Below are 14,614 nucleotides of genomic sequence, written 5' to 3' on the forward strand. Positions count from 1 at the left end.
GTTTATTTTATTGTGATATTCTTATAAGATGGTGATTTCAACAGGTTTTCAATTTCAGAAATATAGGATGGGCCAATGGGAATCTCAGTTTCATTCAGCCACACGCTCCTTTTATCCACCTTAGTTATTTTATCTCTGGCAACAATAAACGAACGGTGTACTCGGATAAATGAATTTACCGGAAGCAAACCTTCAGCCTCGGAGATAGTTAGACGTGAGGTGATAGATGGTTGGCCATCTAAATGCAACTTCATATAATTACCAAGACTTTCTCCATAGCGCAAATCAGTCAAATCAATCTTAATCTGCTCGAAGCCACTTTTTATAAATATGCTAGGTAAGGATTTTGATGTTAACTCCATATTGTTACCTTTCAGTTGATGCAGATCAAAGGCTTTATTACAAGCTTTTAACAGGCGTGGAAATGAAAACGGTTTTAAAAGGTAGTCAACAGCATCCAGTTCAAAGCTTTGAACCGCATGGTCGCTGTAGGCGGTAGTAAAGATTACCATCGGCGGTTTTGGTAATGATTTTATAAACTCTATGCCAGAAAGGCCAGGCATTTTTATATCTAAAAAAATTAATTGAATATCATTTTCGCTCAGGTAACCAATCGCTTCAATTGCCTTGGTGAAGCAGGCTGTTAGTTTTATAAAAGGCATTTCTTCCAATAAGTTTTTTACAACCTCCAGAGCAATAGGCTCATCGTCAATAGCTATAGCTTGCAGTTCTTTCATGACTCAAGGATTTTTGGTTCAATAACTAATTTGATGATGAATTCTTTTTCGGTTGATGAGTGATTTAGCTCATGCTGCCCCTTATAAAACATCATTAGTCGTTCCGTAACGTTTTTCAGGCCAATGCCAGAATGTTTCCTTTCTGGGTCATTGGCATCTACTTTATGCAAACTGTTCCTAACGTTAAGGGTAATGCGTTTATCATCACAAGACAGCGCTATATTTATCCAAGACTTTTTATTTAAATCAATCCCATGTTTAAAAGCATTTTCCACAAAAGGGATTAGCAACATTGGAATGATTTCATGATTACAGTTATCAATATTAAATTCTTCGCTGATGTCGATTTCCTCCGAATCCTGAATGCGCAATTTTTGAAGGGCTATATAATTCTTGAGATAACTGATCTCGTTGCTCAGGGGGATGAAGTCAAGATGATTGTCATCTAGCATAAATCGCATCATATCACCCAACATTTGTATGCCGTTAGCAGTTCTTTTGGAGCCATCAATCAAGGCAGTACCATATAATGTATTTAAAACATTAAAGAGAAAATGCGGGTTGATTTGTGAACGGAGGAATTGAAGATCAGCTGTTGTTTTGGATAATGCAATTTTGGCACCTCGCAACTCCATTATTTTATCCTTTTTCTGTTGATAGATAATCCAAGTAATTGGTGTAACAAGAAAAAATTGAATCAAGCAGTTTATTGGCCAAACACTTAAATTTATTCCAAGATGGAACAGGAATCCCAGCCAAGGAAATGATAAGAAGAAGGTTGAAATTATAAGCGCCAAAAACAACCGAACATTATTACTTGGCGTATTCAAAAACCGAGGAAAAAGCCAGTAGATATTGGTTGAGTATATGATAATTGCAGAAGGTATAAATACAAAATACGCACCATAATTGACATCCTCCTTAATAAGATTAAGGGAAAATACCAAAGCGGGAAGCAGTAAAAAGATACATAAGGAATAGGATATTTGATTGGCAATTAGCACCCGGTAATTTCTTTTTGAGCCGTAATTTTCTATAAAATGAATAATCAATTCTCGTAGTGTGGCATAAACTCCGTAAGCAGCCAAACAGAGCAGTGCCCTGTCAAAACCTGCCCACAAATTAGTTAAGGGGTATTCATTATAACCAAGTAAAGTAAATATTCTGAAATCGGCATAGTTGTTCCAGGCTGGCCGTGCATAATAGGTTGCAAAATTTACGCCAATGGCTAGAAAATAAGCGAGGATTAAAACCTGAACTAAAACCCAGGGATATGTGAAAAATGACAGATAATTTCTCCGGATCTGAGGGATGGTAATCCTATTAAGCCAGAAATAACTAAACATAAACAACAGCACTACACCGATTCGAGGTAACAAAAAGAAGGCTGAATAAGTAAAGTGAACGCTAGGATGAGCTCTAAGATATTCAGTAAATCCAGAGATGTACACAGGTATGAAACCTAATTGCTGTAAAATATAATTGATGATAGTCATCAAACCGAATAGGGCAATGAGCAATTGCTCGTGTTTTCTAATTTTGACTTTCATTGTCTAAATATTTGATACAATGATACGCCATTGAATAGTACACTTTTTATAAGTGTGACGAATACCATTTTTATGGGATGGGGAGTTAAAAAATGTTATGAAAAATAAACAGCATCATATTGTGGTGGTATTTTGGAAGTGTTTTTTTTGAAAATCAAAAAAACTTATTAATCACATATCAAAATTTGTTACGTGAGGGAAATCTAATGTAAAAGCCCCCAATAATTTATGCTTTAAACATTAATATAAACTAATCTTTCATATAATTTTTATCAAAACGTTGGATTTTTATAAGACTATAATCTCTGTTAAAATTATTGTCTTATAAAACGAACTTTTAATTTGCCATTACATTTTATCATTTACTCATTATCAAAAACTAATAATTGAGTTTGATTAATGAAATGAGTTTATGATAATATAGGAAGAAAGCGGAGTACATCAGCATAATAGTAGGCAACTCTGCTAATTATAATATTCTTAAGTCCTACCTCCTGAAACTTATTAAATAATCAGGGATAATGAGAGTTTTTTAATTATGTAAGATTAATGTTTTAGAGCTTTGTGCCGTTTCGGACATTAAATGCACAAAGCTTGCATTTAGCACAAATTTTGTAAAATGCACAAAATTTAGAGTTTGCACTTCAGCCCGAATGGCGAAAAGCCCGTGCTTTACCACGTTTTGTTGTTTATTATTAAGCTTTAATTAGAATAGTCCTAGCAATTATTGTTTTGACAGTTTTTTATATTTTTTTATAATATTGCCTTGTGTTAATATCGCTTCTTTTATAGAAGGGAAAAATTGCAATTCCATATCTTCGTATTCAAAAATATTGTTCCCTTCATATTCAAGCCGAACAAACATTTGTCCAGCATCTGACGCTTGAAAAACCATGTTTTTACCATCTGAAGAAATTGTAAAGAAGGCTTTTTTATCCTTTTCAAAATAAGTCCCCTTGATTTGTTTAAAATCTTTTTCAAGAATTTCATCTGTTTGATTGGAATTTGGAATTTCGTATTTATTACCATAAGCATATTGAAGCAATAGCGTTTGAATGTCACTAGTATAAATATTGGTTGCATTTAATAAAGTTACAATCCCCAATTTTTCTTTAGGGAAATACCAATATTCTGAGAAGTAGTTCTCTATTCGCCCGTTGTGTGTGTATCCTTGAGGGTTGTCAAAAGGTAGTTTTTCAATTCCCATTCCGTATTCTCCTTTGTTTTTTGGGAGCATCATTTCCAAACTTTTTGCTGAAATCAATTTTCCGTTAAACAAAGGGGTAAGAAAATTATCCACCTCTATAGCAGTAGAAGCTATTCCCCCATTGGCAAAATGAACAGAAAAATTTACTTTAGCATTTACTATATACCTATCTTGTATGTTGTACGATAATGCCTCATTCTTTGTTCTATCTGTTTCTACAGAGAAATAAGTATTCTTCAAATAGAGCGGACAGCAAATTTTTTCCTTTAAAATTTCAGCAAATGGCTTATTGTAAATTTTTTGCAGGATAAAGCCCAAAAAGGCATAATTGGTGTTACTGTATTCATACTTCGTTCCAGGCTCAAAATTGCTTTTTTCATTGATGAGGTAGTTAATAAACTCTTCTTCTGTATGAAATTTTTGTTCCCATAGATCTTCGTCTGCAATTTCAGTATAATTATAAATACCTGTCCAATGTTTTAACAATTGCTCAATGGTTATTTTTTCGGCATTTTTTACATAAAGATAAAAAGAACTCAGCTTGTCGTTTAATTGTAATTGTCCTTCTTCGATAGCTTTTAGCACCAAAACAGCAGTGTAAGTTTTGGTTAGTGAACCAACACGAAATTTAGTATTCTTATTATTTTCTTCAGCAGTAGTTACATTAGAAAATCCTACGGATTTGGCATAAATAATACTGTCTTTAAAAGAGATTTCCACATTTCCCATCATTTTTTTGTTCTTAAAAAGATGGTCAATATAAGCGTCTAAGCTCTGTTGTTTGGGCGTTTGTGCTCTGCCAGTCAAAGTAATTAATAATACAATAGTGATACATAAAAGTCCTTTCATTTACGTGTTATTGATGTTTAACGGCTATTGTCTTTGACCGTCGCAGAAATGGCTTGCTACTTGCATATAGGTCTTGTAAGTTCAGGTCTTTTCAATAAATCAAACTTAAAAATAAATCCTCAAAAATACGATAAACAAACTGTCTACAAAATTTACTAAATAATATAAAATTTAATCATCGTACCAGTTTTACTGCAAATTTCAAATTATCTTTAAACAGTGGATTTTTGATAGGCCAAGAATTCTATATTAATATTGTCTCAAAAAACGATCAGGTTATGGGATTATCTTCTATGACAGTAACTTCAAATACATGTTAATTATTCCACTATGCTCTGCCTCATGATAAATAGCAGCTTGCAGTGCATGAATGTGATTTTTTACTTGAATACCGATAGGTAATTCAAAAGGCTCATAATTGATAAATAAGCCGGATTGCAAATCTGACTCAAGGCGGTTAATTGTTTCACTCAATAACTGCTTCACTTCGATGACGTCTGGATTTATTTGCCAGGTCGCTGGTGCCGATCCAATTTTAAAGAGCTCCATAAAATCTTTAGATATGTACATTGGTAACCCGCTCCGCATATACATATGCCTCTGTTGAGAGGTGATACAGTGACCAATTTGCCACATTATATTATTATTGAACCCCTCTGGAATTTTAAATATTATATCAGACGTTGTTGCTTCTATTAAATTAAAAAGCCTGGTCCTACTTGCTCTCAATATTTCACATTGGAAACGTTCATCAATCATTTGTCTTGGTTCAATTGCTTATTGCCGAAAAGAAGTATAATGCTAACACAAATTAGGTATTAATCGTTAAGAATAAAAAGTTCAGTCACTTTAGTAGCATAATACACAATAAGTGTCTCAAAAAACGAACCTATTTTACTCCTAGGACATTCCCAGCACATTTACTTCATAATAAAATTATTTTTATACTATGTTGATAGCTTGATAGATAAATTTGTGCCATATTAACCATCCACATATCCTTCTTCATCTAATCTATTCAGCTCTTCTGATTTTTTTGTAACCTCCATAATTACCTCATCAAGTTCATTGGCTGATTGATCGATGTAGGTGATAAGGCGCAAGGTTTCAGCAGAAACTGATGGCTTCATGGTCAATAAATTTACTAAGCCCATAATTTTTGCGAGCGGCGCCCTAACTTTATGAGATTGTATCCAGGCAATCTCCCTTAAACGGTCATTACGCAATTGAATTGCCTGAAATTGCTGAAGACGTTCTGTAATATCGGTTGAAACAATGATTTTCGCCTTTCTACCTTTAAAAACAATGATGTTGCTTTGAATATCTACATGCATGATTTCACCATTTTTACGCCTATGTCTAAAGGTCCCCTGGAAGGCGGAACAATCAGTCATCCGGGTTTCTTTTAAAGCTGCATCTAGCTTGTACAAATCTTCCTCGGGCCGGATATCCCGAATGTCCATATTCAAGAATTCCTCCCTGGAGTATCCATAATTGACCACTGCGGTTTGGTTAACATCTAAAAATTTTAAAGTATCGAATTCATATACCCACATCGGCAAGGGACTTAAGTGAAATAATTCACTATAGCGTTTTTCAGATTCCTCTAAAGCCACTCTAGCCTCCTCTACAGAAATCTCTGTTTGCCTTTGAAGATTTATATCCTGTAAGCTTCCATAAAGCCTTAAACATTTTCCACCTACAAACTCCCTACTACCGATTGTGCGAACCCACTTGCAATCCCCGCTATAAGTTATGATTTGAACCGTCTCGTCCCAGGGCTCGCCAAGAGAAAAACAGCGTGCTATTTTTTCTTTCATCCCTTCTTCATCCTGCTCAAATCGTAACCTGCCAAAGGGACTTTCCGCAGAAAGAAAATCATCCTGCTGCGCGTTAAGTATTTCACGAGTGATTTTAGACCAGGAAACAATACCATCAGGATAGCTTAACTCCCAACTACCAATTCTGGCTAGGCTGTTAGAACTCTGCAAAAGATCTTCCAATTCTTTTTTCTCGGTAATATCTTTAGCCACCGAATAAATTAATTTTTCTTTAGCAAGCGGCTGTGAAGTCCAGGCCAACCATTTCGTGCGACCCTCTGCAGTTAAATAGCGCTCCTCGATATAATAAGCTTTTCCACTCCTGCGGATTTTATCTAATTCCTTAACAGTAGCTTGACGATCTTCTGGATGCAAAAAATGATTAAAGGGATGGGAAAGTAATTCTTTCATTGAATAACCGAGAACTTTAGATGCCGCAGGATTAAGCTTTTTGAAGTTTCCGGAAAAATCAGAAATCGCAATAATATCCGGCGCGACATTAAAAATATGGTAAAGGTCACGTTCTAATCTTTTTCTATGAAGTTCTGTACCAAGATGCTTATCCAAATCTGTTGGAATATCTAATATTCTTGGGTTATCGCTTTTCATGGATCCAATTAATAAGACACCGACAATTGATTTATGGTGAAAAAGCGGGATTCCAAGAACTAACTTTATGCTTGTAGGTTGGTCCAAGATTGAATCACTATCAAGATTAAATGTTGTCCAGAAAGGGTTAACTCTTATTTGTTCAGCAAATATGTCTCCTTGTTGCATTGAAATGCGTGGATCTGCGGATGCCTTAACCACCTCATCTGCAAAATAACTGGCGCTAAGTTGCAATTTATCAAGTATGGGATCTTTTGTCCAGATGGCGGCAAATCCAAATCGTCCATATGCTGATATGTTAACCAGCACTTTTCTGAGGGTTTCCTTAAAACCAAGGCTGTTATTGAAAATTAGAGATATATCAGCCAGCAAGGTCTGCTGTAACTCCGTCCTTTTCTGCAAACTAACGTCTCTTAAAATAGCAATCCAGTGAGCATAATTACCTCTGCTGTCCGCAACCGGGGTAGCAGAATAGCTTACCCAAATTTGCGTACCATCTTTTTTATAATTGGTGATAGTACCCATGTAGGATTTGTTATCCTTAATGCTTGCCATTAGCTTTTTAAGTTCCGTTTTATCCGTTCCTGAGCCTTGAAGAAACCAGGGACTATGTCCTATAACGTCTTTCGAGCAATATCCGGTCATCTCTTCAAAGGCATGGTTGACGAAGCTGATTTTAGTCCTTAGTTCCCCGGAAGGCTGGATGTCTGCAACTAAAACGGCATCTACGGTATTGGTCACAACCGATTCAAGAACCCGCAACCTAGCCTCCTCATTTTTTCTCAGTGTAATGTCCTGAACCGCGCCAATCATCCTAATCGCCTTACCGTGGGAGTCTCTAATGACATATCCTTTATCCACAACATGAGCATACTCACCATTTGCTTTCAGGAATTTATAATCTTCTCTCCAGTTCGAGCGCTCGGAAGACAAAAATTTGTTCAAAGAATCAAGTACCCGGGCCACATCAAGGGGATGAATAGTATTCTTCCAGGTTTCTCTGTCTGAGTTGAGCATCGTTTGAGCATATCCAAACAACTTGGTGAATCCCTCACCCCAACGTATGGAGTCTGAGCGCAGATCCCAATCCCAAATCGCATCTGAGGTCGCTTTTCCAACATAGCTATACCTTTCATTACTAATAAGCAGTTCGCTTTGAATTTCAATGGTGTTTGTTACGTCACGCGAATTAGCAACAAACCCTCTTACAGCAGGAGAATCCCGTAAGTCCGTGATTATGGTCTGTACCCACCGCCATGACCCGTTATTATGCCGAAATCTAAATGGACTTAGTGAAACTTTCTTTTGTCCGGCAGCTGATGCAAATTCCTGGTTGGCTTTTTCGATATCATCCGGATGAATATACTCAAAGGCATTCCGGCCAATGAAACTTTGAGCATCCAGGTCTAATACGGTCTTTGATGAGGGACTTACGTAAAGGTAATTTGCAGTTTCATCTAGGATAGCAATCATATCAGAGCCATCATGTACCAAGGCCCGGAACCGCTTTTCGCTTTCAATCAGCCTTTGCTCAGATCCGACTTTCTCTGCAGCTTCTCGAAAGGTGCAGTACATCAACTCATCCTTAGCATTCCAACTAGCCGACCATATCATCGATAATACTTCTCCACTAGCATGAAGCATTTCATTTTCATAAACCGTGGTTTGTTTTCCTGACATTACCCTTAAAAGAAATTGTTCAAATCCTGCCTGGTAATCTTTGGTTACAAAATCTTTAACCAGTTTTTTTTCCAGCAATGCAGGATGATAACCCAAAATCTTGTTGCATGCCAGATTTACGCTGGCATAAAACCCCATCGAGTCGATGGTGCAAATAATATCCGGGAAACAATCCAAAACCTTGGTTACCTGGACGGGAAGCTCCTGATTCCACTCTTGGATAGCAAAATTTGGCGAAAGATTCTCTATTCCTTTAGATGAAAGATTTTCCTGGTCTAAAAACGTTTCTTCATAATTTTTAAAGGTTTGAAGTAAGTAGCTACAATCGTTTTCTCTAACCAAATACAAAGTTTCTGCAATAAATTTTATTTCTTTTCCGGCAATGAAATGCCGGGGGAATCGCAAGTGGCAAGAATTATTTCCTTGGCTACGTGCAGTTTCCAGCACATTACTCGAAAGATTTTTGCCCTCAGCAGTATCGTAAAATTCCTTTATAGTATTTAAGATAGATGCCGATCCTATAGTTTTGCCCCAATCTTCAAGTAGTTTATTATGAGCAACAATATACAATAGAGATTTGTCAACTTCTATCGCTATTGCAGGAAGGGAAATATCCCGCAAAAGCAAAGAAAACATAGAAATGGCCTGACCAGAGTCCTTCCTTGTGTGGAGTTCCATAGAAATTTAATATTAAAAGATGTACTATTTGGTATGGTCAATATAAATAAAGAAATACAAAGTTGTATACCTAAACAATCAGTTGCTATTTCATGAACACAAATAAGATGTATTCAATTTTTAAAGCCAATTTAAAAACGATATTTAAAAAATTTGAACGACTGAATCCTGAGGTCGAAGGAACAGCCATCGGACTATATTTAGTATACAATATCATTACTTCCTCAGGGGGTTCGATAAGCTTGAACAGCGAAGTCGGTAGTGGTTCTCATTTTGTGATAACCATAATAGATGCTTTAAAGGCAAGTGATCAGAAATCAAAATAATTCTGTTTTAGATGCTCAAACTTAGATAACCCACCGCTCAAAGCTTATACGTAAACAAAAAGGAAAGATAATTTTCAAAATTGTAGTTTATTAACCGAAAGAAACCATTTGAAGGATATCATCCGCGTAAGACTCACCTGCCATGGGCATCCGTATTCTGCGAATGGTCTATTCCCGAATAGTTTGGGCATTAAAATAAAAGCAGTATTTGTTGATTGTAAAAACCTTGGTATATCAAATAAAAGTCTTTTAGCACTTGTTTTGCCTGACATTCTGGAGAAGTAATATTTTTGTTTCTAAATCTTTAGATCCTGAATTTATACTGAACGATCATCTAATATTAATAATTTTTTAAATACAACTAATTACGTCTAATAAATCACTGATAACAATCTTGAAATAAATTAAAAGCAGGCTGCATTTATTACTATATAGATTTTTGCCGGATTTATTTACGGCACAAACGTTTTAAAAGTTATTCCTTTGTAGCAGAGCTCTCATTAAATTATCTTTATAGGCAATTTTATTGTTAATGGCTTTCTTTTTGGTTCTAGTCAATCCAGAGCCAGCCGAGCATCCAAATCCATCTCCGCCCCGTTAGAGCAAAAGCGCACAACCTACTTCAGAATAACTTTTAATAAAGAATATTTCTTGATCATATTTGTGATCAGTATTCCAATCCAAAATTTGGTTAAAGATTTGAAAAGGTCCTATCTTAAAACCGAAAAAATTCGATAAAAATTTAGTTCCAGGGAAGCATTAATTTATAAATATTAAATAAGTTGTATAAACAAATCTGGCAGACCCCTTTCCGCTAACATACTTACATAAATACAAGGAATAATTACAACAAACTTATTTGTGTTGGGATGCGGATAATCTTTTTTGGTTTATTCAGATAACAGACAAATTTATAAGTATTTAGTAAAGTAATTGCGGGATGATGAAGTGTTATCAAAACGCCTTAATTTACTAAGAATGCTTTACCAGTCAGCTCAAAAACTTGTTTGACCTCTAGCACAAGATGCTTTAACTCCAGATATTCCTCGGTTAACTGTACATCTTTCAAAACATAATCTTTTATCTTTGTTCCAAGGAGCTTCCAACGGGCCAAGGGAATTTCTCCCTTTACCAACAGCAGCTATAAGTCATGGACTTCTCCCCCTGCGCCTATCTGATAAAATTGAAATAAATTCAACTCCATATATTTTCCATTTTGAAAGGTTAAAGATTGGCTTTGATATGGGTTTTCATTTAATCCCAACACCTCCTTAAACTCTATGAAAGATAAATCATTTCGCTTAATATTTTTTAGGTATAATTTCATGATGATATATACTCTATTAACTGGCTGTGACAAACATATAACTTCGAAATGCCAATTTATTCTTATTACTCAAAATAATTTAACCTTAAAATCTAGAGATATTCATATCAGAATAATAACTAGTTGAATTTAGACGTTTAAATATGTAAAATAATTCGCAGAATAAAAGAGTTTCTTAATCAACGTAAATTGCTACAAATAGAAGTTATATTCAAATCATTATAAAATCATAGTTCAATGTCCCTTATTTATACTATTCCTTTATGCCATATCATCATAAGTGACCTATCCACACCATTAAGGATGACTTAAAGCATGATTAAGGATTATTGTGATAGCAAATGGATGTATAAATTTTAGCTGGGTTGAATTAGTATCAAAATTAGGAAAGACCTGGATTACGATGTAATGCCCAGCTGGAAGGGGGACAATCTATGAAAAATTTTAAGTTTTTTATTGGCATCGATGTTAGCAAGCCTTATGTAGATGTTGCGGTAGTAGATGAAAAGGGTTTTAGTTTGTATTCAAGGGTTGAAAACAATCCTGAATCCCTATTACAATTTATAAACGGGCTTAAAAAGACCCCTGGAATCAAAATATCCAATAGCCTTTTTGGACTGGAAAATACCGGATACTACGGAAACCATCTTTTAAAAGCTTTACACACTCTCAAAGCCTCTGTAGTTAATGAAAATCCGGTATTAATAAAAAATTCTTTAGGATTAATCAGGGGAAAGGATGACAAGTTGGATGCAAACCGGATTGCAGAATATCTTTGTCTCTTTCAAAAAAAGCTAACCATATGGTCACCTAAGAGGCCCATACTAAATGAGCTTTCCCAGTTGCTATCCTTAAGAGAACGCCTAAGTGCCATTTCGCTTAAACTCAAAGTTCCTTTAAAAGAGGAGAAAGAATTTATTACCAAGGCGCTTTCTCATCAAAACACCGTGCTCTGTGCAAAAAGTATCGATGCGATTAAAGATGATATCTCAGTTATCGAAAAGCGTATAAAGTTAGTCTGGTCTTCCGATGAGCAGCTTAAACATCAAATGAGCATCATCATGTCCATCCCTTGCATTGGAGAATTGACTGCATTAAATATTATCCTATCTACAAATGAATTCAAAAATATCAGTTCTCCAAAAAAGTTTGCCTGTTATGCAGGTGTGGCACCATTCAAAAGACAATCCGGTATATCAATCATAGGAACCAGCAGAATATCTCACATAGCCAATAAAAAAACTAAATCCCTGTTACATACCTGTGCGGTCCTCTCCGTAAGATTTGTTCCGGAAATAAAAGCCTATTTTCTTAGGAAGACAGTCAATGAAAAAAAACATAAAATGTTGGTGTATAATGCTATCAGATCAAAACTAATCCTTAGGGTATTCTCATTGATTAAAGAAAATAGACTATATCAAGCCGATTATATATATGGTAGTATGGAGAAGAGTTAGAGTTATAAGCTCAATTACCCAGCGCTCAAAAGAATTTAATTCAATTCCATATACATAAATTTGCATTTATGAAAACTAATCAGAAACAATACATTTACCCATAGCCAGTATGCAAATCATAGAAAAAGAGAAATACGTGATAGAGAACGGACATTTAATGAATTACGCCATGCGATAAAAAATCGTTCACATGAATTGGTGAATTGAAAACAGTTAAATTGGTCTAATTCGGTTGGTTTTATTAACACCCAGCATGTGAATGATGCAATAATTACTTTAGAAATAAGCTAAAATCCCCCTGAATTTTTTAAATGCTAATCGTCTTTGCATTCAGTTCTTTTCTTCAGGCAAATCTAACCCGGTAATTTCTTAATATTTAATTTTAGAAAAATCCAAGAATAATGGCTTAGAAATGCTTGTGGACTGTTCGAAAATGGCACTGATCTTCCTCAAGAATTTACCAAAACCAATCCTTTATTAAAAGGATTGCCTTGCGTAGTGGTTAATTTGGTTGCCATTATAGAGAAAGTTTTAGAATTGCTTTTGGAGTGTATATGAATGTAAGTTCTTTCAACTAGTCAGAATATCATACTTCCAATATCTATTTTTGCATAAATTAATCCAAAACCAACAGAATTCAAAACTTCTAATACATTGCTTTCGAATCAGCCTACTTGGTTGCAAGTGCTAGCTTCTGAATACCCTGCACCCTTAAGCGATAGTATTGCTGCAAGAGTAATGGTAATATATTATATAAAATATTTGATGTAAATAAAAAACTGGAAAGCATGAACCTTTGCACAATTAGCGCCAAGATCAAGCTAATTAAGAAAAAAAAGCAGCAAACAAAGTGAAAGCGTTCATTCATCACTGATTAACGCCTAAAACTCTCTCTCCTAGTAGCATGCAGAAAATTGTTTATAAGGCCTCTTTCTGAAGTAAGCCTTTTAATAAGCTTTCCATCCTGAACAATGTATCCCAATTTCCTCTAGGTTCTTTCGGCTTATCCCAAGTTTAAAAATCTCATAGGAAGCATTAGCACCAGTGTGCTGATCACCAAACTAATGATTAGCATAAAAGTGTCCCATTGAGTGTACCAGAGATAAATTACAGGCAAAAAACCCATTATAGCTCAAAATAAGTTCATTAGACTATCTATTATTTCATTAATTAAACTGTAACAAATAAAGAAAGATATTTTTTAACCCTGTTTATCTTTTTAAGATATATGGATTAGTTGTAGATAAAATAGAAAGCCACATTAAATAGGATGGTTAGTAGCTAATTGATTATAAATTACATTCTACAGGTTTCTACCAGTGCTCTCTGGTTACATATACTGGCATACAACTTCTTCGGAAAGATTAGCCTTAGCTCTGGAATTGGATAATTAAAAGTGCTGTACGCTAAGATAAATTAATATTGGATGTAAAAAGTAACTTGTACTTTGTGAATACAAAAGGCCGTACTCTGTAAACGCACATCTATGGTGATAGACTAAGCAGCAGATGCAAAATACCCCTATATTTAGCAATTAACATTCCATCTGATGCAAAATCACAAGATTTTAAAAGCAAAAAAAACCGACTATGATTCGCTTATAATTCTTTGGGAAGCTTCGGTAAATGCAACCCATCATTTTCTAACCCAAAGAGATATACAGCAATATAAACTGTTAATCTATGACTATTACTTTCAGCAACTTAAAATCTTTTTTATTAAAAATGAAGGCAATATTGCCGGGTTTATAGGTTTAAAAAAAGATTTTATTCAGATGCTATTTGTTGCACCAGGCGAAATGAGAAAAGGAATTGGACATTCACTAATTGAATATGCTATCAAACACCGAAATGCAAAATCTGTTGATGTTAATGAACAAAATGTGAACGCCCTACGCTTCTACAAAAAAATGGGATTTGAAGTTGCAGACATCACAGAAACTGATGCAGTAGGAAAACCATATCCTGTTATCTCGATGGAGCTTAAGAATTCATTAAAATGAAGGTATCAACGCCATATCGTACCCAATTAAATCTGATTTTTCATTGGTAAAAATTTTTGTTTATTTAAGTCACCATAAATAAGGAAATCAAAAGGTTAATTCCTGTTGCTTTAAAACTAAAAGCATATAATAAGTAAAACCAATTTAGCTTTTAAAATATAAAGTGTATGCTTTAATAAAAGAAATGAAAAACCTAACCATCGAACAAAATTTACGTTAGAAAATTCAAAAGCATTTGCTATTTATTCTGGATAGGTACCTGCTTGCGATAGGTAGATGCAAGCGTTTAGGGTTAAAATTGGCGATATAAAACGAAGCCGGTTATAGCCGTATCACAATAAGCCAATTGAATTATGGAAATTGATATTAGGA

9 protein-coding genes are annotated in these 14,614 nt (G+C 34.9%); 3 read left to right on the top strand and 6 right to left on the bottom strand.

The features are described from left to right. Nucleotides 1-2: 2 nt before the first annotated feature. From ACFOWA_RS17640 to ACFOWA_RS17660, 5 genes are all read right to left on the bottom strand, one after another. Complete coding sequence (locus tag ACFOWA_RS17640) at nucleotides 3-737, bottom strand: LytR/AlgR family response regulator transcription factor (protein WP_378987671.1); 735 nt, start codon at nucleotides 735-737, stop codon at nucleotides 3-5. Further along, complete coding sequence (locus tag ACFOWA_RS17645) at nucleotides 734-2,287, bottom strand: sensor histidine kinase (RefSeq protein WP_378987674.1); 1,554 nt, start codon at nucleotides 2,285-2,287, stop codon at nucleotides 734-736. The genes ACFOWA_RS17640 and ACFOWA_RS17645 overlap by 4 nt, the downstream gene beginning before the upstream one ends. Nucleotides 2,288-3,011: 724 nt before the next feature. Next, complete coding sequence (locus ACFOWA_RS17650) at nucleotides 3,012-4,343, bottom strand: serine hydrolase domain-containing protein (RefSeq protein ID WP_378987677.1); 1,332 nt, start codon at nucleotides 4,341-4,343, stop codon at nucleotides 3,012-3,014. A 291-nt stretch (nucleotides 4,344-4,634) separates the two neighbouring features. Next, nucleotides 4,635-5,102 carry a DinB family protein gene (locus tag ACFOWA_RS17655; protein WP_378987679.1) on the bottom strand — a complete coding sequence of 156 codons (468 nt, stop codon included), beginning with the start codon at nucleotides 5,100-5,102 and terminating at the stop codon, nucleotides 4,635-4,637. Nucleotides 5,103-5,326: 224 nt separating this feature from the next. Next, on the bottom strand, nucleotides 5,327-9,130 hold the full coding sequence (locus tag ACFOWA_RS17660; RefSeq protein ID WP_378987682.1) for a PAS domain S-box protein: 3,804 nt from the start codon (nucleotides 9,128-9,130) through the stop codon (nucleotides 5,327-5,329). Nucleotides 9,131-9,237: 107 nt separating this feature from the next. On the opposite strand from ACFOWA_RS17660, the gene ACFOWA_RS17665 reads away from it, so the two are divergent. Both ACFOWA_RS17665 and ACFOWA_RS17670 read left to right on the top strand, forming a co-directional pair. Next, nucleotides 9,238-9,456, top strand: a complete 219-nt coding sequence (locus ACFOWA_RS17665) for an ATP-binding protein (RefSeq protein ID WP_378987752.1) — start codon at nucleotides 9,238-9,240, stop codon at nucleotides 9,454-9,456. A 1,761-nt stretch (nucleotides 9,457-11,217) separates the two neighbouring features. After that, entirely contained in the window at nucleotides 11,218-12,240 is a 1,023-nt protein-coding gene (locus ACFOWA_RS17670) for an IS110 family transposase (protein WP_378987685.1), read from the top strand. 670 nt (nucleotides 12,241-12,910) lie between these two features. Here ACFOWA_RS17670 and ACFOWA_RS17675 read toward each other — a convergent pair. Then, the gene (locus tag ACFOWA_RS17675) at nucleotides 12,911-13,108 is read right to left on the bottom strand and encodes a glycosyl-4,4'-diaponeurosporenoate acyltransferase CrtO family protein (RefSeq protein ID WP_378987688.1); all 198 of its coding nucleotides are present in this window, start codon (nucleotides 13,106-13,108) and stop codon (nucleotides 12,911-12,913) included. A 681-nt stretch (nucleotides 13,109-13,789) separates the two neighbouring features. Here ACFOWA_RS17675 and ACFOWA_RS17680 point away from each other — a divergent pair. Then, entirely contained in the window at nucleotides 13,790-14,242 is a 453-nt protein-coding gene (locus ACFOWA_RS17680) for a GNAT family N-acetyltransferase (protein ID WP_378987691.1), read from the top strand. Nucleotides 14,243-14,614 lie beyond the last annotated feature (372 nt).

Source organism: Pedobacter lithocola (assembly GCF_042650845.1).
Classification (GTDB): domain Bacteria; phylum Bacteroidota; class Bacteroidia; order Sphingobacteriales; family Sphingobacteriaceae; genus Pedobacter; species Pedobacter lithocola.